13 protein-coding genes and 2 pseudogenes are annotated in these 23,882 nt (G+C 38.0%); 10 read left to right on the top strand and 5 right to left on the bottom strand.

The window, feature by feature from the left end; all coding sequences use genetic code 11:
* Positions 1–89: 89 nt before the first annotated feature.
* A pseudogene (locus F6K40_RS40605) lies at positions 90–290 on the top strand (helix-turn-helix domain-containing protein); the annotation flags it as partial.
* Here F6K40_RS40605 and F6K40_RS03815 read toward each other — a convergent pair.
* Both F6K40_RS03815 and leuB read right to left on the bottom strand, forming a co-directional pair.
* Positions 261–1,430, bottom strand: coding sequence for an IscS subfamily cysteine desulfurase (locus F6K40_RS03815; protein ID WP_293131607.1), 1,170 nt, complete (start codon positions 1,428–1,430; stop codon positions 261–263). The pseudogene F6K40_RS40605 and the gene F6K40_RS03815 sit on opposite strands and share 30 nt — an antisense overlap.
* Positions 1,431–1,807: 377 nt before the next feature.
* Positions 1,808–2,890: a 3-isopropylmalate dehydrogenase gene (gene leuB / locus F6K40_RS03810; protein ID WP_293131605.1), complete on the bottom strand. Its 1,083-nt coding sequence runs from the start codon at positions 2,888–2,890 to the stop codon at positions 1,808–1,810.
* Between the two features lie 507 nt (positions 2,891–3,397).
* Here leuB and F6K40_RS03805 point away from each other — a divergent pair.
* Positions 3,398–3,760, top strand: coding sequence for an SH3 domain-containing protein (locus F6K40_RS03805; RefSeq protein ID WP_293131604.1), 363 nt, complete (start codon positions 3,398–3,400; stop codon positions 3,758–3,760).
* Positions 3,761–5,377: 1,617 nt separating this feature from the next.
* On the opposite strand, the gene F6K40_RS03800 is transcribed toward F6K40_RS03805, so the two are convergent.
* Positions 5,378–7,120 carry an ABC transporter ATP-binding protein gene (locus tag F6K40_RS03800; RefSeq protein WP_293131602.1) on the bottom strand — a complete coding sequence of 581 codons (1,743 nt, stop codon included), beginning with the start codon at positions 7,118–7,120 and terminating at the stop codon, positions 5,378–5,380.
* Positions 7,121–7,345: 225 nt separating this feature from the next.
* Here F6K40_RS03800 and F6K40_RS03795 point away from each other — a divergent pair, with 225 nt between their 5' ends.
* The gene (locus tag F6K40_RS03795; protein ID WP_293131599.1) at positions 7,346–7,669 is read left to right on the top strand and encodes a hypothetical protein; all 324 of its coding nucleotides are present in this window, start codon (positions 7,346–7,348) and stop codon (positions 7,667–7,669) included.
* 276 nt (positions 7,670–7,945) lie between these two features.
* On the opposite strand, the gene F6K40_RS03790 is transcribed toward F6K40_RS03795, so the two are convergent.
* The gene (locus F6K40_RS03790) at positions 7,946–8,932 is read right to left on the bottom strand and encodes a YdcF family protein (protein WP_293131597.1); all 987 of its coding nucleotides are present in this window, start codon (positions 8,930–8,932) and stop codon (positions 7,946–7,948) included.
* A 559-nt stretch (positions 8,933–9,491) separates the two neighbouring features.
* Positions 9,492–10,979: a polyphosphate:AMP phosphotransferase gene (gene pap, locus F6K40_RS03785; protein WP_293131594.1), complete on the bottom strand. Its 1,488-nt coding sequence runs from the start codon at positions 10,977–10,979 to the stop codon at positions 9,492–9,494.
* Between the two features lie 727 nt (positions 10,980–11,706).
* On the opposite strand from pap, the pseudogene F6K40_RS03780 reads away from it, so the two are divergent.
* The 7 genes and pseudogenes from F6K40_RS03780 to F6K40_RS03750 all read left to right on the top strand — a co-directional run.
* Positions 11,707–12,450: pseudogene (locus tag F6K40_RS03780) on the top strand (photosynthetic reaction center family protein); the annotation flags it as partial.
* 55 nt (positions 12,451–12,505) lie between these two features.
* Positions 12,506–12,796 carry a hypothetical protein gene (locus tag F6K40_RS03775; protein ID WP_293131593.1) on the top strand — a complete coding sequence of 97 codons (291 nt, stop codon included), beginning with the start codon at positions 12,506–12,508 and terminating at the stop codon, positions 12,794–12,796.
* A 526-nt stretch (positions 12,797–13,322) separates the two neighbouring features.
* Entirely contained in the window at positions 13,323–14,396 is a 1,074-nt protein-coding gene (gene rfbB / locus F6K40_RS03770) for a dTDP-glucose 4,6-dehydratase (protein ID WP_293131590.1), read from the top strand.
* A 268-nt stretch (positions 14,397–14,664) separates the two neighbouring features.
* Entirely contained in the window at positions 14,665–17,964 is a 3,300-nt protein-coding gene (locus F6K40_RS03765; protein WP_293131587.1) for a trifunctional serine/threonine-protein kinase/ATP-binding protein/sensor histidine kinase, read from the top strand.
* Positions 17,965–18,412: 448 nt separating this feature from the next.
* On the top strand, positions 18,413–19,969 hold the full coding sequence (locus F6K40_RS03760; RefSeq protein WP_293131584.1) for an ABC transporter substrate-binding protein: 1,557 nt from the start codon (positions 18,413–18,415) through the stop codon (positions 19,967–19,969).
* Between the two features lie 345 nt (positions 19,970–20,314).
* Positions 20,315–21,868: an ABC transporter substrate-binding protein gene (locus F6K40_RS03755; RefSeq protein ID WP_293131581.1), complete on the top strand. Its 1,554-nt coding sequence runs from the start codon at positions 20,315–20,317 to the stop codon at positions 21,866–21,868.
* A gap of 309 nt (positions 21,869–22,177) precedes the next feature.
* Positions 22,178–23,755, top strand: a complete 1,578-nt coding sequence (locus F6K40_RS03750) for an ABC transporter substrate-binding protein (RefSeq protein WP_293131578.1) — start codon at positions 22,178–22,180, stop codon at positions 23,753–23,755.
* The last annotated feature ends 127 nt before the right edge of the window (positions 23,756–23,882 follow it).

Raw genomic sequence — 23,882 nt, 5'->3', positions numbered from 1 at the left:
GTAACTGTTGGCTAAAATCTGGTATTATCTATAAAAATCTGGGATTATCTGTTTTATGCTACTAGGATTCACGCGCTGAACTACACCCCAAAAAACAGCAAAAAACGCTGCTGACTAAACACGCGGGTGTAGCGCGTCATGCTTACAATTGGGTCTTGTGGTTAACTAAAAATATCCGTCGGACGGTGCGGAGCACCATCGCTTATACGAAAAAAGCGCTCTGCACAGCTAAAAAATTGCATCCGTGGCCAAATCCCTGTCTATCCCTGAATTCTACTTGCTTGACGTAAAGATTTAATAGTAGCGATCGCCTGTTCTGCCACCATATCAATTTCTTCGGCAGTATTAAATCGCCCAATACCAAAACGCACAGAAGCATAAGCTAACTTTTCTGAACGCCCTAAAGCTTGCAAAACATGGGAAGGGGCGACTTTTGCAGAAGTGCAAGCGGAACCCGAAGAAACCGCCATCACACTTTGCAAACCCAACAATAAAGCTTGCCCATCCACACCTCCAACACTAATATTCAAATTTCCTGGCAAACGGTGAGTCGGATGTCCGTTGATAAAAATATTTTCCAATGTTTGCAGCTTTTCCCATAACCTTTCTCGCAAACTGGTTAACTGTTTTGCCTCCGACTCCATTTCAGATAACGCGACTTCCACTGCTTTACCAAAACCGACTATTTGAGGCGTACACAAAGTACCAGAACGCATTCCTCGTTCGTGTCCTCCCCCATGTATTTGAGACGCTAGTTTTACTCTCGGATGACGACGACGCACATAGATCGCACCAATACCTTTTGGTCCGTAAATTTTATGGGCAGTTAACGACATTAGATCGATATTCATTGCTTGTACATCAAGGGGAATTTTACCAATTGCTTGTGCAGCATCAGTATGGAAAATAATGGAATTTTCTTTGCACATTTCTCCTATTTGTGCCAAGGGTTGTAAAACTCCAATTTCATTATTTGCTGCCATAACAGATACGAGAATTGTATCTTCGCGCAAAACTGTTTCTAGGGAAGTTAGCTCGATAATTCCATCTGTATTTACAGGCAAATAAGTAACTTCAAATCCTAAATTTTGTAAATATGCACAAGGATCGAGAACTGCATTATGTTCAGTAGCGATCGTAATAATATGTTTGCCTTTATTGAAGTAAGCTTCAGCTACTCCCTTTATTGCTAAATTATTTGCTTCTGTCGCGCCACTGGTAAAAATAATTTCTTCAGGAGTAGCATTAATACCTGTAGCCAAAATTTCTCTAGCTTTTTTCACTGCTGCTTCTGCTTCCCAACCATATTGATGAGTGACACTAGCGGGGTTGCCGAAATGTTCCGTGAAATAGGGCAACATAGTTTTTAATACTCGTTCATCCAGAGGAGTAGTGGCATTGCAGTCGAGATATATAGGACGTTTTAACATAGCGATCGCTTAATAATTAGTAGTTTATAGCGCTACGCGCTAGGGAATAGGGAACAGGGAACAGGGAACAGTAGACTCTCAAATGCTTTCAGAATTTATAACTGTCCTAACCTTTGCTTCGACTGCTATAGTAGTAGTAGCGTGTGTAGACTAAAATTGTTAGTTAGGAGCGAGCAGTTTAGAAGACCTCTCCCCCCTGCCCCTCCCCCTCTCCTGCTTTTGAGAGGGGAGAAATCACTCCCTTCCCTCCTCCCCCCTTTCAAAGGGGGGCAAGGGGGGATTCTTGTGGGGTTGCGGGGTTAGGTTTTTAACCCCTAAAGCTCGATCGCTCCCTAAATTACCAACGCCGTAATTTTTGCTATTTCAATTAAATTACTCTACAAACTCAAGACTTTCAACAAAACCTCTCCCACTTCTTTACATCCCACCAGTTTCATACCTTCCGACATAATATCCCCAGTACGATAACCCTTCTCCAATACTTGCAAAACTGCTTTTTCAATTTTCTCTGCTGCAACAGGTTGCTCTAGAGCATAACGTAACATCATTGCTACACTCAAAACTTGTGCCAGAGGATTAGCTTTATCCTCACCTGCAATATCTGGCGCCGAACCATGAACAGGTTCAAATACTCCTGGTCCAGAAGCACCCAGACTTGCAGAAGGTAACATCCCAATACTCCCAGTCAACATAGCAGCAGCATCAGAGAGAATATCCCCAAATAAATTTCCTGTAACGATAGTATCAAATTGTCTTGGCCAACGAACCAACTGCATCGCCGCATTATCTACATATAAATGGGATAACTCCACATCTGGATATTCTGGAGCAAGTAGAGTAACGCGATCGCGCCACAACTGAGACACTTCCAAAACATTTGCCTTATCCACGGAACACAATTTACCCCCTCGTTTCTGGGCAGTCTCAAACCCCACCCTAGCAATACGATCAACTTCTGACTCAGAATAGGCCATTGTATTGACACCCCGTTTTTCTCCAGTCTCGGTCTCAAAAACGCCTTTGGGTGTACCAAAATAGACCCCACCTGTTAATTCTCGCACCACCATAATGTCCACTCCTTCAACTATGTCTCGTTTGAGAGTTGAAGCATCTATTAATTGGGGCAAAATTTTGGCAGGCCGTAAATTGGCAAATAATCCTAATCCGGCCCTTAGTCCTAATAGTCCAGTTTCTGGCCGTTGATGGCGAGGTAAATTATCCCACTTGTAACCACCGATTGCTGCTAATAGTACCGCATCGCTATTACGACACATTTCGAGAGTTTCTGTAGGTAGAGGTTCCCCAGTAGCATCAATAGCTACTCCACCAATAGGAGCTTCTTGAAATTCAAAGTTGAGGTTAAATTGGGAACCAATTACTTTCAAGACATCTACCGCCACTGCCATAATTTCTGGGCCAATGCCGTCACCGGGAAGTAGAGTAATGCGGTAGTTCATCATGTTCTATATTTTTAATTTTCTATGAGTTTAAGTAGAGTATTAACTATATCAGGGAACAGGTCATTTCAGTTATCAGTTATCAGTTATCAGTTATCAGTACCTCCAAGTGAACCATTGGAATTGAAATATATATAGCGAATATTTTATGGAGGGAAGATTGGATATGGTTAAGTAACCCATCCATCCCTTGACCACTTTTTCATCCTCTTAAAAAGGGGAGGCTTTGGACCCTATTTTTTGGTAACATCTAAAGCAAGGAAAATATTTTCTCCTATTTTATTTATCAATTGTAAAAATTAGTAATGGAGGAAGAGCTACTATTAAAATTGAGAAAGAAGGTAAAGTATTTATTTTTAGAAGCTCTCGTTCATTTAGAGGCAGAATAATATTTCCATAGAATAGGAGTTACACATGGGCCAATTGATTAAGTATCAGCAAAATTTATCCTGACTTAAGCTTTTATATCATGTTATTATTGATGTCCTAACTTGAGCTATAGTTCTGTGAATGAAAATTAATATTATGCGACAACTTTTAACTATTATTCCTGTAATTTCTCTCTATATATTGGGTGTAAAAGTTTTATCTACTGACACATCTTATGCAGCAGATAGATTGCAAAACCAGACTGATAAATTTTTATTAGCTGCTGCTAGTAGTTGTGAAGTTTCAATGCCAATTCCTGAAACAAATGAACGTCTAGTTTTGAATGTGCGAGAAGAACCAAATGGCGATCTTGTTAATACAGTTGATGATGGAGAAACAGTAAAATTAGAAACAGCCGGTGATATTGAAGGTTTGTTTTGGGTGAAGATTGTTGAGCCTGTTGTAGGATATGTTTGGACGGAATATCTAACAAATTGTAAATAATTTTTTTGCTTGTAAATTAGGTTATATCAAATTCACTTGCTTCGGAGCATTATAAGAAACTAGATTTGTGGGAGGTTAATGTTAGTATTGTAGGATATGTGATATTTTCCCTGGTTTATCTGCTTTTTTATACCGATACTACCGGATTTGATATTAATCAAGATTAGACTGAACTACAGAAAATTTCTGTTTACAAAATAACTATATAGAATGGGAATATCCTAAACAAATTTATTTTTAAGCTGAGTTATTTTGCTTCCTAAAATTGTACTATCAACCAACTCATAATATCGTTTTTTACTTTTAACTTTTGAATCAATTTTTAACTACATCAATTTTTTGACAACTAATAACTAATAACTAATAGAAGTTAAAAGTCAAAACTCAGATTCTCAAACACTCTGGAGTCGAATCAGATTTTGGTGCATTTGCCTGGGTAATTTTCCACTTTGTAAATTTTGACTTTTAACTTTGGAATCAATTTTTAACTACATCAATTTTTTGAGAACTAATAACTAATAACTAATAGAAGTTAAAAGTCAAAACTCAGATTCTCAAACACTCTGGAGTCGAATCAGATTTTTGTGGAGTTGCCTGGGCAATTTTCCACTTTGGAAATTTTGACATAGAAGTTAAAAGTCAAAATTCAGATTCTCAAACACTCTGGAGTCGAATCAGATTTTTCTGTAATTGCCTGGGCAATTTTCCACTTTTTAAATTTTGACTTTTAACTTTGGAATCAATTTTTAACTACATCAATTTTTTGAGAACTGATAACTAATAACTAATAGAAGTTAAAAGTCAAAAGTCAGATTCTCAAACACTCTGGAGCAGAATCAGATTTTTGTGCAGTTGCCTGGGTAGTTTTCTACTTTTTAAATTCTGACTTTTAACTTGTGAATCAATTTTTAGCTACATCAGTTTTTTGAGAACTAATAACTAATAACTAATAGAAGTTAAAAGTCAAAACTCAGATTCTCAAACACTCTGGAGTCGAATCAGATTTTTCTGTAATTGCCTGGGCAATTTTCCACTTTTTAAATTTTGACTTTTAACTTTGGAATCAATTTTTAACTACATCAATTTTTTGACAACTAATAACGAATAACTAATAGAACTTCAAAGTCAAAAGTCAGATTCTCAAACACTCTAGAGTCGAATCAGATTTTTGTGCAGTTACCTAGATAATTTTTAACTTTTTAAATTTTGACTTTTAACTTTGGAATCAATTTTTAACTACATCAATTTTTTGACAACTAATAACTAATAACTAATAGAAGTTAAAAGTCAAAAGTCAGATTCTCAAACACTCTAGAGTCGAATCAGATTTTTGTGCAATGGAATGGCAAGGTTTCCTAAGCATATCCAATCTACCAAGAGAAATAAATTTTTTCCTTTTAGTCAATCCTCTCCGTTTTAGGAAGAGGTAATTATACATTATCCATTAATGAAAGATTTTCTATTGAAAACTAATTTGAAAATTCATACTATTCAAATCCTTTTTTTTCCTGACTCCTGACTCCTGACTCCTAAACAATACGATAACTAATTACCCGGATTATATATAACTAAATGACAACTAACAACTAATAACTGAAATGCTCCTTATCCTAAGAACTATTCAACCTTTTGTTGTTGCCAAAGTAACTGATATAAACCAGGTTGATCTATTAATTCTGAATGATTTCCTATTTGCACAATTTTCCCTTTATTCATCACAAAAATTCTATCTGCAGTAGCAGCAGCAGACATTTGATGGGAAATAAAAATTACAGTTTTCTTTTGAGTTCCAGTCGATAAATTTTGCAAAATATTCGTTGCTGTCTGATTATCAACACTTGAAAGTGCATCATCTAAAATTAATATTGGCGCATCAACTAATAAGGCTCTTGCTAATGCTGTTCTTTGTCTTTGTCCTCCTGATAAAGTAATTCCTCTTTCTCCAACTATAGTTTCATATTGTTGGGGAAAGTTGAGAATTTCTGCGTGAATTTGTGCTTGTTTAGCAGCAAATTCTATTTCTTTTTGTTCTTTTAACGGGTCTCCATAACAAATATTATTTTTAATAGTTGTACTGAAGAGAAAACTTTCTTGAGGAACGTAGGCGATCGCCCTGCGTAAATCTGTCAATTTTACTTGAGTTACATCATAACCATCTATAAATAATTGGTCAATATCAATATTTAAAAGTCGAGGTAATATATTTGCTAAAGTTGATTTTCCCGAACCAATAAGTCCGACTATAGCAATAGTTTCTCCTGGTTTAATCAGAAAATTAATGTTTTCTAAAGCTGGTGTTTTACTACCTGGATAAGCATAAGTTAATCCTTGGCTTTTTATCCAACCTTTTACTGTTTGTGGAAAAGTTATAGGTGATTCATGGTCTTGAATTTTTGGTTCAACTGTGAAAATAGCTTCGATACGATCAATACTTACTTCTCCTCTTTGATAAGCACTAATTGTAAAACCTAATAATGCAGTAGGGAAAACTAAACGTTCAACATAAAGAATTAAAGCTACAAAATTACCAACTGTTAATTGCCCGCTTTCTAGATAACTTGATCCATTAATTAGTAAGATTAATAAACTTGAACCTGCTAAACCAACCAGGATAGGAAAAAGAATATTACGAGTTTGTGCTAAATCTAAATTTACATCTAAAAGTCGTTGATTATATTCACTAAAAGCTTGTATTTCATTTTCTTCTTGAGCATATATTTTGATTAGAGAAATACCATTCATATCCTCTTGAATCAGATCGCTAATATTAGAAAGTTCTTCTTGCACAGCTAATTGTTGAATTTGCAGTTTCTTACTAAATATTTTTACCAGTATTAGCATGATAGGATAAATAGAAATTGCTAATAGAGTTAACCGCACATTAATAGAAAGCATAACTGGGATAGTTAAACCATAAGCAAAAATTGTATTAAAAATACTTAATACTGCAAAACCTAATAGTCTACGGATATTATCAACGTCACTTGTAGCGCGATTAATTAAATCTCCAATTGTATTATTACTGAAATAGGATGGTTCTAATTTTAATAGTCGATTAAAAATTTTTTGTTTAAGGTCAAATTCTACTTGTCGCCCTACTCCAAATATGAGAATGCGGGAAGTTACTCTAATTACCCACATAATGGAGGCAAAAATCACAATCAACACAACATAGTATAAAAATTCATTAAATTTTGTTGCTATTTCCAGATCATCTATAGCTTGACTGATTAATTTAGGAATATAGATTCCTAAACTATTGACTATTAGTAGGGAGAAAATTCCTAATGAACACTTTCGCCAATGAGGACGTAAGTAGGAGACTAACTTTTGGAGTCGTAGTTGAGAAGATTGAGCCATAGCAGTAATTTTAAATGTTAGATAATGGTATTATTGTAAAGAGTTAAATATACAAAACAATTGATGTTTGATTCAACAACTAATCAGCTTTTTGTTGAGCAACCTGATCTGTATCAAGTAAATCTACCACTACTAAGTAATCTTGTCTGAAATTAAGCTCAAAATATTAAGAAGATGATCTTAATATCTTGACTACAATATTTACCATAAATAGGATTAACAAATATGGGTAAGGAACTTTCTTTTAAAGCCAAACTCAACGACGATGATAAGACTATTGACATTAATACTATTGAAGTCAAACTTGAAAAACCTAAAGACAAACCAAAAGACCCACCTCCAGGACAAGATTTTGTAATTTCATTATTACTTACATTTTTAGGTATTTGGTTTATTGTTACTTTTTTAGTACCAGGTGGTCAAAAAAGTATAAATGACCAACCATCTGCACCTACATCTGAACCTGCACCTGCTAATTCAGAAAATAATTCAACAGTTAGATACCCTACTAATTACGATCAATTAGAAATATCTTCTAAAGAATATTGAGATGGGTTGAAAACAATTTTTTAAACAGATTTGAGGAACCAGATTTGGCATTTCTTTTAAGAAAATGAAAATGCCCCTTTTTCTCAAATTTTTTAAGTGGGGCATTAACTAAATTGACTAAATTGTATGAAAGAAAAAAAATAGATAAGCATTCAACTATTATCGTTTACTTCTCAGCTTTTGAATGAATAAAGCAAGCATTTGTTTAACTTATACTCAATTTTCAACTAGAGAAATAAAGCTGGTAGCTGAGTGCTGAATGCTTACAAAAGTTATTTAGAAACCAGGAGCTAACCAACCCCGTAGGAAGTAATAAAATAATACCAAATATTCTTCCCAAACTTCAGTAGTTAGCGAAAGTGCTTCTGCATTAGGAAGAAAATCTGCTAGTACAAAACGATAAGAAGAATCCTCATAAGGATTAACAGTATTAAAATCTGTGGGAGCTGGAATAACCCTCATATCTAGGTCAGTGAAAGTTAAACTAGCACGACGAACTTGAATAGCAGAAGTAACAAGAATAACTGTAGGTTCTAAACCTCTTTCATCTAATATTTCACGAGTTTCAATCGCACTTTCACGTATCGTCGAGCTATTTGGTTCAATAATAATAGCAGAACTTGGAACACCCAATAAACCTAAAACTCTTTTGATATCTTGAGCTTCAACTGTATTAATATCTTCTCCAATTCTTGGACCAGCACTAACAATAACGTAAGGAGCTAAACCTTTCTTATATAATTGAGAAGCATAGATAATTCGCTCTGCAGTTTTAGTTAGCTGAACTTGTATCCGATCAGGTATTACTGGTTGAGTTGTTCCTTGACCTAATAATACAATTGCATCCGCTGTTTCATCACAACAAGCTGAAACAGAAACAACCTCTATTGCATCTTCTTCTGCTTGTTGAGCTACCCATACAGCAAATACTGGTGCGCTAGAAATTATCAGAACTATTAAAGCTGTAATAATCAGGGTTGGTGCTGGATTTTTTATTCCCCCACTTGATATTAGGGTAGTAGCATAAATCAACAATATAATCGAAAAACCAAGTGGTTTAAATGCAAAAGCCAGAAATCTAAAAACAGCAGCACCTACCGGACTATCTGGTGCATAAAATGCCAGTATTAATAGAATAATTGAAAATACCAGTAATAACTTAGAAATTAAGTTCTTCTTATCACCACCTGAATTGTCCCAAAGTGATTTAACTATAGAAATTAATAGTATAGCGAATACTATTCTTGTTAAAAGTATCAGCATAATTTTTTGATTTTTTTTCTGAAAAAATTGGAATTTTTCGCTATATCAACTAAAGTGAGTTGATATAGCATTACTGAATAATGAATAATTAATAATTAAATAATTCACCTTTAAAGCCTCCCTAATAAAGGCAGGGCTGTTTTATTCTTGGGTTTTGGTAGAGGGGGAGCAGGGGACCAGGGAGCAGGGGAGAATTTTCCTAGCTTTACTCCAAGATTTTCCCCAATATTTATCAATTATTCTTAAAGGTTAATTAACTTCTTGTTGTGGCTGTATCGGGAATTGAACCAAATATTTAGACAGAATTTAATGACACTCCGAAGCTGAAAAATCGGCTTTCTGCGTGACTAATTTCTCTATTTTCTGATTCTAAACATCTCTCGTTATCCTTAAATTGTTAACTCACGATACTTTGAAAAAGCCCTGCCCCAATAAAGGGAAAAAAATTGATTTTTTTCCTTTTAGTCAATCCTCTCCTTTTTAGGGAGAAGTAATTATCAATTATCCATTATCTATTATCCATTAATGAACTGTACATAAAAATAAAAATCAACTGGTTTTAGCCAAACTTCAGTTGATAATTAATTGCATCTGTCACTGTTTGGATTACCTTAACACGAGCATAAGGTTTATTATCACCCGCAATTAAAGTCCAAGGAGCGGTTGGTCTACTTGTACGTTGAATCATTTGATTTACAGCTACTTGATAAACTTGCCACTTTTCTCTATTGCGCCAATCTTCTTCAGTAAGTTTATACTGTTTATATTGGTCATTTTGTCGCTCAGTGAAACGCCTTAGCTGTTCCTCCGGGCTAATATGTAACCAAAATTTAACCAAAACATAACCTGCAGTGGTCAACTGTTCCTCAAACTCATTAATTTCCCGATAGGCACCCTGCCATTCTGACTCTGTAGCAAATTTTTCCACTCGCTCCACCAATACTCGACCATACCAACTGCGGTCAAAAATACCAATTTTTCCTGCTTCTGGCAACTTTTTCCAGAAACGCCAAAGATAATGATAAGCTTTTTCCTCCTCTGTTGGTGCAGCAAAAGCATTAACTACATAGCTACGAGGGTCCAAATTATCCGTCAACCGCTTAATTGCCCCACCCTTACCAGCAGCATCCCACCCTTCAAATAGGATTAAAACTGGTAGTTGATGCTTATAGATTTCCAATTGCAATTTATTCAAAAGTTCTTGCTGCTCATTTAATGACTTTTTGTACTGTTTCCCAGACAAAGATTTGGTCAAATCTACTTGAGCTAAAAAATCTTGTTCGGTCGGTTTGAGTTGTTCTTGAAGAGGATTATTTGGTCGTGGCGCCCTAATATGGATTTGGTCTAAAGCTTGAGTCAATATAGAGACAATTTCTGTCAGGACTTTAACTCTTGCCCAACGTTGAGAGTTTCCCTCAACTAATGTCCAGGGAGCAACTCCTGTGCTGGTATTAATTAGCATTTCCTCAACAAAGGCAGTATATTTTTTATAATTTTTTGCTTGTTGCCAATCTTGACTTCTGACTCGCCAACTTCTTAAAGGGTCCGCAGCAGTTTCTTTTAAGCGGTTCTTCAATTCTTTTTTGCTCAGATGAATCCAGAATTTAGCGATCGCTGCCCCATTATCGACCATCTGACGTTCAAAAGCATTGATTTGTCCCATAATTCTTGGTATGTCCGCCTCTGAAACACTTTTCAACAATCGGTCTTCTAGGACGTGGGTGTACCAACTATGATAAAATAGGCAGATTTGTCCAGCTCTAGGAATTCTTTGCCAAAATCGCCACAGAAAAGGATATTGTCGCTCTTGTTTAGTAGCAGGCCAAATTGGATGAACAACAAATCCCCGTGGGTCCATATATCCCACTATTTGTTTAACTAAAGCACCCTTACCTGCTGCTGCCCAACCCTCCAATACTATTAGCATGGGTAATTTACTTTGCCAACAAGCGTTTTGTAGCGATCGTAACTGTCGCATCAATGTTTCTAGCTGTGTTTTGTAGGCATCTTTGTCCAGGGAAAGGTCTAAGTCCAGAGTCTCTAACATCTGTAAGTTTTTATCTGAAATATTGGTTGAATAGTTAATAAAAATATAGTCACATAAGACATATCCTTATTTTGCAGGTCTTGCCCTGACTGGGTATACAACACCACGCCAGTTGCTTGATTGTCGGGGGACTCGCCCAAGGCACTGGCTCCTCTATCCCATAGTCAAAGACAAAAGGGAGTTGCTTTTTTGATAAGTAGGTGGGTTTAATTATCTGTACAATAGCAAAGAAGATTCAAAACGGTGAGAAGCTTTTGGGAACTTGCTTCTAGGTTATTTTTAAGATTTTTTGTTTTAACCTTTATTTATGCTTACCTATTTAACTTTCCTGGCGGGAAGTCCCGCGCTCTCCCGTAGGGGAGCGTCGGGAGTATGTCAATGTTCAAAGAACCATTCACTTAACTCATTCGTTAATCCTTTGCTGGCAATACGATACAAACCTCTTTTTACTCTTTTTTCTGAGAAAGTGAGGAGTAATAGTTGACCAAAAACAAGCTACTACTAGATATATAGATATAGTTATCTAGTAGTAGCTTGACTTTTAAATTTTATTATGTCATTTAGCTAATAAATTAATAAAACTTATAATTAAATTCAAGAATAACTTTCTTAAAACCCTTTACAAAGAGAAATAAAGTAGCTAAAGTATTAATAACGGTCAAGGAACACAAAACCCAAGACCGCCGTACCTCGAAAATTTCATACATAAAGCAATCATACATCTATTATGACCACTACTTTACAACAGCGCGAAAGCGCTAACGTATGGGAAAGGTTCTGTAGCTGGGTAACTAGCACAGATAACCGTCTTTACATCGGTTGGTTCGGTGTATTAATGATCCCTACTCTCTTAACCGCTACTATCTGCTACATCATCGCATTCGTAGCAGCTCCTCCTGTAGACATTGATGGTATCCGCGAACCCGTCGCTGGTTCCCTACTCTACGGAAACAACATCATTTCCGGTGCAGTAGTACCTTCCTCCAACGCAATTGGTCTACACTTCTATCCTATCTGGGAAGCAGCTAGCTTAGATGAGTGGCTCTATAATGGTGGCCCTTACCAGCTAGTAATTTTCCACTTCCTCATCGGTATCTTTACTTATATGGGTCGTGAGTGGGAATTATCCTACCGCTTAGGTATGCGTCCTTGGATCTGTGTTGCTTACTCTGCTCCTGTAGCAGCAGCAACAGCAGTATTCTTAATCTATCCAATCGGTCAAGGTAGTTTCTCCGATGGAATGCCTTTAGGAATCTCTGGTACATTCAACTTCATGATTGTATTCCAAGCAGAGCACAACATCTTAATGCACCCATTCCACATGTTAGGTGTAGCAGGTGTATTTGGTGGTTCTTTGTTTAGTGCAATGCACGGAAGCTTGGTAACTTCTTCCTTAGTTCGTGAAACAACTGAAACTGAATCTCAAAACTACGGTTATAAGTTCGGTCAAGAAGAAGAAACTTACAACATCGNGAGGAGAGGTAAGTGAGTGGGGTTGAGAGTTATGTGCTGGAGGTCTGGGAAGTGTGGGAAGTGTGGGAAGTGTGGGAAGTGTGGGAAGTGTGGGAAGTGTGGGAAGGGTGGGAAGTGTGGGAAGTGTGGGAAGTGTGGGAAGTGTGGGAAGTGTGGGAAGTGTGGGAAGTGTGGGAAGTGTGGGGAGACCCTCGAAAGTAGGAGGAATAATTGTACCTGTATCTTTTTCGGAAGTGTCTGCTTTTCGTCCTAACTTTTTGGTCTTAAAGGCTGAAAAATTTGTACTTTTTTTGCTCGAAAAATCTCCTGAACCTTTATATATCAGTGCTTTTCGATTATATTGACCAGCCCGACTTGACAATCCCACACTTTGCTGATGCACAACCGATTTTTCAACCGCCGATGAAAAAAGGATGGCTGCCACCAAGTTTGAAACATCAGGTTTTGAGTGTAGAAACCTGAGTTAATAGATTGTGTAAACTAACTCCGGTAAGTAGTTTAGCTATGGAATTGCTCAAGTTTGATACCAATTACCATGCATTAATTTTATACTTCGACTATACTTCAAATATGCTTCAAAAGTCTAGAGTTACCAAGATTAAAAGTCTTTTTTTGACAATTATTAGTCAGTTAGTATAAATTTTTCCGTACGGACGTTGCATAACAAAAATGCGAACGTCCCTACCTCTCTCCACACCTCCCACACCTCCCACACTTCCCCACCTGATCGGGTATAGCATTCATGCATGAGAAATGGTATGACACCTAGAAAATACAAAACCCTGAAATTTCAGGGGTTGAGTATCAACTTGGGGAACTATTTGGTTATCATGTCCGGAAGTATCTACTACAGAAGTGGAGATGAAAATTATGGAAAATCGATTGCTGATAACTGGGGGTGCTGGATTTATTGGTTCTAACTTTACCCATTACTGGTGTGAGACATATCCTAATCACCGATTAGTTGTGTTAGATGCTCTAACTTATGCGGGTAATAAAGAAACTTTAGCTGATTTACAAGACAGGCCAAATTTTCGTTTTGTCCAAGGGGATATTTGCGATCGCTCTTTAGTAGATAGCTTACTCCAGGAAGAGGATATAGATACAATAGCCCACTTTGCAGCAGAATCTCATGTAGACAGATCGATATTAGGACCAGCAGCTTTTGTTCAAACTAATCTGGTGGGTACTTTTACTCTATTAGAGGCATTCAGAAGTCATTATCCAACTCTTACTGAAAATCCCAATCGTAAATGTATATTTCTCCATGTATCAACTGATGAAGTCTATGGCAGCTTAAGTTCTGAAGACCCAGCCTTTACAGAAACTACACCTTATGCTCCAAATAGTCCTTACTCTGCTTCTAAAGCAGGAAGTGACCATCTTGCTAGAGCATATTATCATACTTATGGTTTGCCAACCATTATTACTAATTGTTCTAATAACTACGGACCTTATCATTTTCCTGAAAAGTTAATTCCTTTAATGTGCATCAATATGTTGTTAGGAAAAAAATTACCAGTTTATGGAGATGGGCAAAATATTCGAGATTGGTTATATGTAATAGATCATTGTCGGGCATTAGATACGGTAATTCATAAAGGTCAACCAGGAGAAACTTATAATATTGGTGGAAATAATGAGGTAAAAAATATTGATTTAGTACGAATGTTGTGTCAAATTATGGATGAGTTGGCGGATGATTTACCAGTGCAACCTTGTGAAAAATTAATTACTTTTGTCAAGGATAGACCAGGGCATGATCGACGTTATGCTATTGATGCGACAAAGATAAAAACTGAGTTAGGTTGGCAACCTTCGGTAACTGTTGAAGAAGGCTTACGTCAGACTGTAGAATGGTTTTTGAATAACCGAGATTGGTGGGAGCCATTATTGTCTGAAGAGTATCAAGAATACTATAAAAAAGTTTATGCAAATTCTTGAAAAAGAAATAAGTAAAGATTAGTTTTCAGAGCCCAAAATTTTTGTGAGGGTGCAACCAAAAATTCTTTGACACGCCGATTTTTTTTGGGAGCTTCATAGAATGCAAACTTTGGCGTTTTGGAGCTAAATTATTGATGAACGGAAAAATTTGGTGAGGGAAAAACCTAATTTTTTGGAGCTTCACAAAATGACAATATTTCTATAATTCTTCTGGAGACAATTTTGTGAATATCTGATTGCTTCTTACAGTTGGTCGGGAATTTTTTTTTTGCACGATCGAGTTCAACAAGCTGCTTATTCTTTGATTGCTGAGTCTGAAAAACAGGCGACTCATTTAAAGATTGGTAGGTTGTTGTTAAGTAATACTCCTGAACAGGAGCGGGAAGAGAAAATTTTCGATCTAGTTAATCAATTGAATTATGGTGTGGAATTAATCGTTCAACCAGAAGAACGCCAACAGTTGGCGCGGTTGAATTTAGTAGCGGGAAATAAGTCGAAAGGTGCAACAGCTTACAGTGCAGCAGTTAGTTATTTGGCTGTAGGTAGAGAACTACTGACATCAAATAGTTGGCAAACTCAGTACGAACTGACATTGCTTTTATATGAGTCCGCAGCAGAAGCAGCATACCTGAATGGTGAATTTGAGGAAATGGAAAAATTCATTGAGGTGGTATTGCAAGAGGCAAAATCATTATTAGAGAAAGTCAGAATTTATGAAATCAAGTTGCAAGCTTATTCACTACGAAAGCAATTTGTGGAGGGGATGAAAACGGCTTTTGATGTTTTGAATTTATTGGGAATAAGTTTTCCCGAATCGCCAACCGATGCAGATATTCAACAGGCATTCATGGAAACTCAATCCTATTGGATCGATCGGCAAATTGCAGAATTAATTGATCTGCCACCAATGATCGATCCAGAAAAAGTAGCAGCTTTACGCATTCTGGGCAGCATCACTGCAGCAGCTTATATTGCGATGCCTCAATTTTTGCCCCTAGTTGTTTGCAAGCAAGTGGAGTTATCTCTAGAATATGGTAATGCATCTTGGTCTGCTTATTCTTATTCAACTTATGGGACTATTTTGTGTGGAATTTTGGATGATATTAATTCTGGTTATCAATTTGGCAAATTAGGTTTGAGTCTATTGTCTAAATTTAATGCTAAAGAACTTACAGGCAGGGTCATTATCAATACAGATGGGGATATTCGACATTGGAAAGAACCTGCGAGAGAAACTATCAAACCTCTCTTTTCAGCATACCAAACGAGTTTAGAAACTGGAGAACCAGAATTTGGCTCCTATTGTGCTTTTCATGGGTGTTGCAATTCCTATTTTGCTGGCACAGAATTGGTGGAGCTAGAAAAAGAAATTGCGACTTATACTCAAGCATTCAAGGAATTTAAACAGGAGACTGCTTATTCTTGGAGTGCAATTCACAGACAGGCAATTTTAAATTTAATTAAACCAAGTGCTAATCCTGGTTATTTGTTAGGGGAAGCTTATAATGAAGAAGAATCTCTAGGGTTTCATCAGGAAGTCAACGATCGCCTCGCGTTCCATCTAATACATAGCCATAAGCTGATACTAAATTATTTATTTGAGCAGGTAGAAGCAGCAATAGAAAATGCGGCGATCGCTGAAAAATATTTAGATGGAATAACGGGAATGCTAGGTATTCCTGTATTTTATTTTTACGATTCTTTAGCCAGACTACGACGTTTGCAGAACTTAGACGATCGTAATTCAGTAGAACTCGAAAAAGTCGCCCTCAATCAGAAAAAGATGGAAAAATGGGCAACTCACGCACCAATGAATCATCTTCACAAATTTAATCTAGTAGCAGCAGAACAACATCAAGTTTTAGGTCAAAATTGGGAAGCTATAGAATTATACGACAGTGCCATTGCAGGAGCCAAAGAAAACGAATACATTCAAGAAGAAGCTCTCGCCAACGAACTCGCTGCCAAATTCTACCTCGCTCGGAGGAAGGAAAAAATAGCTACTACCTATATGCAGGAAGCCTACTACTGCTATGCTCGCTGGGGTGCAAAAGCCAAAACTGAGGACTTAGAAAAGCGCTATCCTCACCTCCTAGCACCCATTCTCAAACGACCAAAACTTACTTTAACTTCCAGTGCAACTCTCACCAGTTTAACTCAAGAAACAATTTCCCCAACTGCCACAGGAGCAGGAGAAATATTAGACTTAGCTACTCTAATGAAAGCATCGCGCACCCTGTCAGAAGATATATCCTTAGACGGAGCGATCGCTAATTTAATGCAAGTAGTCCGAGAAAATGCAGGAGCTGAAACCGTGGCTTTGATGCTGTTTACTGACCAAGAATTAATGCTCGCTGCTCTTGCTACAGGCCAAGAAGTTAGCACAATTGACCCCATTCCCGTTATCAGAACTCAGGCAGTACCTTTATGTATTATCAACAAAGTCAAACGCAAACAAAAGCCTTTAGTTCTGGATAACGCTAGTAACAACAATGCTTATGCAGGCGATGCTTATATCCAAAAACACCAACCCCAGTCTGTTTTATGTCTACCCTTAATAGATCGCGGTGACACGATCGGCATTCTCTACCTAGAAAATAATCAAATTACTGGAGCATTTACCAGCGAACGAGTAGAAGTGCTAAATTTACTTTGTTCCCAAGCAGCAATTTCCCTAGAAAACGCCAGACTTTATAGAGAATCTCAGAATTACGCTCAACAATTGGAGCAAATCCAACTACAACTTGTTCAAAGCGAAAAAATGGCTTCAATTGGTCAGTTAGTTTCTGCTGTTGCTCACGAAATTAATAATCCCGTGGGGTTTATTTCTGGGAATTTAGATTATGCGATCGAATACATTCAATATTTAATAGATTTGTTGGAGCTTTATCAACAAGGAATTGATTGGAATAGTCAAACAACTCAAGAGAAAATTGAAGAGATAGAATTAGATTATTTATTGACAGATTTACCAGAATTAATTGAGTCAATGAAACAAGGAACAGAACGTATTGCCGAGATTAGTAAATCAATGCGAATTTTTTCTCGTGCGGATACAATAGCGAAAGTTCCATTTAAAATCCATGATGGCATAGATAGCACTTTATTAATTCTCAGACACCGACTCAAAGCTAATGAAAAACGCCCAGAAATCAAAGTAGTAAAAAACTATGGTGACTTGCCAGAAATTCACTGTTATCCAGGGCAATTAAATCAAGTATTTATGAATTTAATTGCTAATGCTATTGATGCTTTAGAAGAAAGTAATTCTAGTCAAAAAAATGTCAAAATAGCGCCAAATCAAATTAGTATTACGACAGAAATTGACCAACAAAAACAACAGGTAATTATCCGAATTAGAGATAATGGTATAGGTATGAGTGAGGAGGTGAAAAAGAAAATATTCGGTCATTTATTTACCACAAAAGGAGTAGGAAAAGGAACGGGATTAGGCTTATCAATTTCTCGGCAAATAGTAGAAGAAAAACATGGAGGTAAAATTAGTTTTACTTCAGAATTAGGAAAAGGAACTGAGTTTGTAATTGCTTTAGACCTCTCCAAAAAATAGGGAGTAGGGAGCAGGGATTAGGGAGAAATAATTGATTATTTATGTACGATAATTGATTTGATTTTTGATTATTGGAGAAGTCTTTTGGCTAAAAAATAAGGTAGAGTCTGGCGAAAGCAAGTTTTCAAACTGCTTAGGCTGTATAACCGGATTTTATATAACTAATAATTACTAAGATAACCGTAGTTATGAAGATAGAATATTTTTTTATGTCTAATCCCCCCGGATTTGATATAATGAAAACCGCTGTAATGCAACACAGTTATTCACAGGACTTACGCAGGGGAACCCAAAAACAAAACCGGGTTTTTTCGTAGATTTCTAGTGTGAAAAACAACGGTTTATTCAAGAAACTCCGTTTCTTTGCGTAAGCCATAATTCTAATAACTTGAGTAGACATCTGCTGCTTTCTTTTGATTGATCCATTTTTTAGATCGAACTAATTTTTATGAAAATACTGGGCCACAAAAAAAATTGTCATCAGCAAAGATTATCTACAGCACTTGTAGCTTTCCTTTTGCTGTTAAATGCAGTCGGTTGCACTCCAAAACAGTCCACTCTGGAAACAGATCAGGTTCAAACTCCAATAGAAAATTCAGTAACACCGCAAAGATTTGACGGGATTACCATTACGGTTGCTACCTACGAGAAACCTCATGGGGTAGGGGTTGAGCGTCGAGCGCGTGAGTTTGAACAACTAACGGGTGCTAAGGTTAATATGGTTAAACTTCCTCTCCAAGATACTTTTCCATCCATACAGCAGCAGTTTGTGAACAAAACCAACAAGTATGATGTGGTTGTTTTCTCTGCCAAATGGATGACGGATTTTGCAAAGCCTGGATATTTGGAAAATTTAACAGCTCGTGTCCAAGCAGATAGCCAACTGGAATGGGATGATATTGCACCCTTTTTCCGCAATTTTATTGCCACCTACAAAGAGGAAATCTATGGGATTATTGTGGATGGCGATTTTCACATGGTTTATTATCGTACGGATTTATTGGAAAAGGCGGAACTTGACTCCCCAAGAACCTGGGATGATTATCTTGCTATTGCCAAAAAATTTCACGGGCAAGACCTCAATGGTGATGGTATACCAGACTATGGTTCTTGTATACCTAAAAAGCCAAAAAACGTGAACGATCAGATGTTTTGGTCTGTAGCAAGTCCGTTTCTCCAAAGTCAAGGAACAGAAGAAGGTGGATTTTTTGACGCTGAAACCATGAAGCCATTGGTAAATAACCAAGCCTTTGCCAGAGCACTAGATATTTATAAAGAAACAACTAAATACGCACCGCCAGAAGAATTAAACTTAGATTTAGACGGAGCCAGAGCATTGTTCCTAAGTGGACGCTGTGCCCTAACTTTAGATTGGGGGGATATTGGAACATTAGCGATCGATCCAGCCATTTCCCAAATACCCGATCAAGTTGGTGCATCAATATTACCGGGTAGCAAAGAAGTTCTCGATCGCAATACTGGTAAATTAGTAGCCTGCGATAAATTTACCTGTCCTTATGCAATTGATGGCGTTAACCATGCTCCTTATGGTGCGATGGGTGGATGGGTAGGATCAATTAATGCAGCGGCCAAACCAGAAGTTAAAGATGCTGGTTATGCACTGATTTCTTATATCAGCCAACCCGCGCAATCCAATGTTGATGTCACCATTGGGATTACGGGTTTTAATCCTTACCGCATATCACAGTTTACTAACCGTGAAGCCTGGTTAGAGGCAGGAATGGGGGAAGAACCAGCTAGTAAATACTTGGGTGGGATTTCTGTAAGTTTAAAAAATCCTAACATGGTATTAGATTTACGCATCCCAGCAAATGCTCTCTACCAAAGAGAACTTGTGGATAATGCACTCGCCAGTTTTCTGACGGGTAAGATAACTCGCGATGAAACCATGGAACAAATTGAGCAAGGGTGGGAGAAAATCACAAATCAAATGGGGCGAGATTCCCAATTAGAAGACTACCGAGACAGTTTAGGACTTGAATAATCAAATCAATTCAAAATTCAAAATTATCAATTCAAAATTATAACTTATGCCTAAAATCAGCTCAATTCCAACAGAACTTACGCCAACTCTTAGACAATAAGCTATCCGTAGAGGGCGAATGCCATAGAGGGCGAATGCCATTCGCCCCTACGACATAGCGGTGCGACCCCGCGTCGGCGTTAGCGTTAGCGAAGCTCCTCTGTAAGAGGAGAGCTACCGTAGCAAGAGGCAAGTCGCAAGGGAATGCGCACCAAGAGAGGGAACGCGCACCAAGAGAAGGTGGTTCTGCGTAAGTCATATTCAAAAATAGTGATGGAGAGAAAGCAATCAATGTTTCGTTTTTTTATGAAAATACTGGGCTACAAAAAAAATCATCATCAGGAAAGATTATCTACAGCACTTGTAGCTTTCTTTTTGCTGTTTAATGCAGTGGGTTGTAGTCAAAAACAGTCCATTCCGGAAACTGATCGGGTGCAAACTCCAATAGAAAATTCAGTAACATCACAAAGATTTGACGGGATTACCATTACGGTTGCCACCTTCTATAAAATTGGGATAGGAGTTGAACGTCGAGTGCGTGAGTTTGAAGAACTGACGGGTGCTCAGGTTAATATGTTTACGTTTCCGATGAAGGATGTTTTTGCATCGATGCAGCAGGAGTTTGTGAACAAAACTAACAAGTATGATGTGGTTGTTTTCTCGCCCAAATGGATGACGGATTTTGTCAAGCCTGGATATTTGGAAAATTTAACAGCTCGCGTCAAAGCAGATAGGCAACTGGAATGGGATGATGTTGCACCTTTTTTCCGCAATTTTATTGCCACCTACAAAGACCAAGTCTATGCTGTTCCTGTGGATGGCAATTTTCACATGGTTTATTATCGCACGGATTTGTTTGAAAAGGCAGAGCTTGAGTCCCCACGAACCTGGGATGATTATCTCGCTATTGCCAAACAGTTTCACGGGCAAGACCTGAATGGTGATGGGATACCAGACTATGGTTCTTGTATGATGAAAAAGCCAAAAGTCTTGAATCATCAGATATTTTGGTCGGTGGCAAGCTCGTTTATCCAAAGTCACGGAACAGAAGAAGGTGGATATTTTGACCCCGAAACCATGAAGCCATTGGTTAATAACCAAGCCTTTGCCAGAGCACTAGATATTTATAAAGAAACAACTAAATACGCACCGCCAGATGAATTAAGCTTGGGTGTGGACGAAGCGAGAGCATTGTTCTTAAGTGGACGCTGTGCTTTAACCTTAGATTGGGGCGATATGGGAACATTAGCCATAGATCCAGCCATCTCCCAAATACCTGATCAAGTTGGCGCCTCTATATCACCGGGTAGCAAAGAGGTTCTTGATCGCAATACTGGTAAATTGGTAGCCTGCGATAAATTTACCTGTCCATACGCGATCGATGGCGTTAACCATGCTCCCTATGGTGCGATGGCTGGATGGGCAGGTGGAATTAATGCAGCGGCCAAACCAGAAGTTAAAGAGGCTGCTTATGCACTGATTTCCTATATGAGCCAACCAGCCCAATCTAATGTTGATGTCACCATTGGGATTACGGGTTTTAATCCTTACCGCATATCACAGTTTACTAACCGTGAACCCTGGTTAGCGGTAGGAATGGGGGAAGAAGCAGCTAGTAGATACTTGGGTGGTATTTCTGTAAGTTTAAAAAATCCCAACATGGTATTAGATTTACGCATCCCAGCAAATGATCTCTACCAAGGAGAAATTTTGGATAATGCACTCGCCAGTTTTCTGACGGGTAAGATAACTCGCGATGAAACCATGGAAAAAATTGAGCAAGGGTGGGAGAAAATCACAAATCAAATGGGGCGAGATTCTCAATTACAATCTTACCGAGACAGTTTAGGAATTCAATAGTTAAATAAATTCAAAATTATAACTTATGCCTAAAGTCAGCTCAATTCAAACAGAACTTACGCAAACTATTAAACAATACGCTATCCGTAGAGGGCGAATACCATAGAGGGCGAATGCCATTCGCCCCTACGACATAGCGGTGCGACCCCGCGACGACGTTAGCGTTAGCGAAGCTCCTCTGTAAGAGGAGAGCTACCGTAGCAAGAGGCAAGTCGCAAGGGAATGCGCACCAAGAGAGGGAACGCGCACCAAGAGAAGGTGGTTCTGCGTAAGTCCTGTTCAAAAATAGTGATGGAGAGAAAGCAATCAATGTTACGTTTTTTTATGAAAATACTAGGGCACAAAAAAAATCGTCATCAGCAAAGATTATCTACAGCACTTGTAGCTTTCTTTTTGCTGTTTAATGCAGTGGGTTGTAGTCAAAAACAGTCCATTCCGGAAACTGATCGGGTGCAAACTCCAATAGAAAATATAGATTCAGTAAAACCACAAAGATTTGACGGGATTACCATTACGGTTGCAACCCTTGGTGGATCGATTGGGGGAGGCGTTGAGCGTCGAGCGCGTGAGTTTGAACAACTGACGGGCGCTAAGATTAATATCATTAAACTTCCTCTCAAAGATACTTTTCCATCCATACAGCAGCAGTTTGTGAACAAAACCAACAAGTATGATGTAGTTGTTTTCTTGCCCAAATGGATGACGGATTTTGTCAAGCCTGGATATTTGGAAAATTTAACAGCTCGCGTTAAAGCAGATAGTCAACTGGAATGGGATGATATTGCACCCTTTTTCCGCAATTTTACGGCAACCTACAAAGGGAAAATATATGCTATTCCCATAGATGGAGACTTTCACATGGTTTATTATCGCACAGATTTATTAGAAGAAGCCCAGCTTGAACCCCCACGAACTTGGGATGATTATCTTGCTATTGCCAAAAAATTTTACGGAGAAGACCTCAATGCTGATGGGATACCAGACTATGGTTCTTGTCTGGCTAAACAGCCAAAAAACTTGAGTTATCATGTATTTTGGTCTGTAGCAAGCTCGTTTCTCCAAAGTCAGGGAACAGAAGAAGGTGGTTTTTTTGACCCTGAAACTATGAAGCCATTAGTCAACAACCCAGCCTTTGCTAGATCCCTCAATATGTATAAAGAAACCAGTAAATACGGACCCCCAGAAGAATTGAGCTTAGATCTAGATGGGACGAGAGCATTGTTCATAGATGGACGCTGTGCTTTAACCTTAGATTGGGGGGATATCGGAACATTAGCGATCGATCCAGCTATTTCAAAAATACCAGATAAAGTTGGAGCATTAATGTTACCTGGTAGCAAAGAAGTTCTCGATCGCCAAACGGGGAAATTGGTGGCCTGCGATAAATTCACCTGTCCTTATGCAATTGATGGTGTTAACCATGCTCCCTATGCTGCGCTTGGTGGATGGGTTATTGGGATTAATGCAGCAGCCAAAGCGGAAGTTAAAGAGGCTGGATATGCACTGATTTCCTACATCAGTCAACCGGCACAATCGAATGTTGATGTTACCATTGGCACTACAGGTTTTAATCCTTACCGCATATCGCAGTTTACTAACCGCGAACCCTGGTTAGAGGCAGGAATGCAAGAAAGCACAGTTACTAAATACTTGGGTGGTATTTCTGTCAGTTTAAATAATCCTAACATGGTCTTGGATATGCACATCCCAGCAAATACTCTCTACCAGCAAGAAATTTTGGATACTGCACTGACAAATTTTCTGACGGGTAAGATGACTCGCGATAAAACTATGAAACAAATTGAGCGAGAATGGGAGAAGGTTACGAATCAAATGGGGCGAGATTCCCAATTAGAAGCGTACCGAAACAGTTTAGGACTCGAATAGTCAAATCAATTCAAATTTCAAAATTATCAATTCAAAATTATAACTTATGCCTAAAATCAGCTATCCGTAGAGGGCGAATGCCATTCGCCCCTACTATGTAAGGTGGTTATGCGTAAGTCCTGTTCAA

Origin of the sequence: Okeania sp. SIO3I5 (assembly GCF_010672085.1) — a bacterium.
Classification (GTDB): domain Bacteria; phylum Cyanobacteriota; class Cyanobacteriia; order Cyanobacteriales; family Microcoleaceae; genus Trichodesmium.
This window is presented reverse-complemented; position numbering and strand designations above follow the sequence as displayed.

Excerpts from the sequence above, each read along its gene's own strand:
- F6K40_RS03815 (WP_293131607.1), bottom strand. The coding sequence starts at position 1,430 with ATGTTAAAACGTCCTATATATCTCGACTGCAATGCCACTACTCCTCTG.
- leuB (WP_293131605.1), bottom strand. The coding sequence starts at position 2,890 with ATGATGAACTACCGCATTACTCTACTTCCCGGTGACGGCATTGGCCCA.
- F6K40_RS03805 (WP_293131604.1), top strand. The coding sequence starts at position 3,398 with ATGAAAATTAATATTATGCGACAACTTTTAACTATTATTCCTGTAATT.
- F6K40_RS03800 (WP_293131602.1), bottom strand. The coding sequence starts at position 7,120 with ATGGCTCAATCTTCTCAACTACGACTCCAAAAGTTAGTCTCCTACTTA.
- F6K40_RS03795 (WP_293131599.1), top strand. The coding sequence starts at position 7,346 with ATGGGTAAGGAACTTTCTTTTAAAGCCAAACTCAACGACGATGATAAG.
- F6K40_RS03790 (WP_293131597.1), bottom strand. The coding sequence starts at position 8,932 with ATGCTGATACTTTTAACAAGAATAGTATTCGCTATACTATTAATTTCT.
- pap (WP_293131594.1), bottom strand. The coding sequence starts at position 10,979 with ATGTTAGAGACTCTGGACTTAGACCTTTCCCTGGACAAAGATGCCTAC.
- rfbB (WP_293131590.1), top strand. The coding sequence starts at position 13,323 with ATGGAAAATCGATTGCTGATAACTGGGGGTGCTGGATTTATTGGTTCT.
- F6K40_RS03760 (WP_293131584.1), top strand. The coding sequence starts at position 18,413 with ATGAAAATACTGGGCCACAAAAAAAATTGTCATCAGCAAAGATTATCT.
- F6K40_RS03755 (WP_293131581.1), top strand. The coding sequence starts at position 20,315 with ATGAAAATACTGGGCTACAAAAAAAATCATCATCAGGAAAGATTATCT.
- F6K40_RS03750 (WP_293131578.1), top strand. The coding sequence starts at position 22,178 with ATGTTACGTTTTTTTATGAAAATACTAGGGCACAAAAAAAATCGTCAT.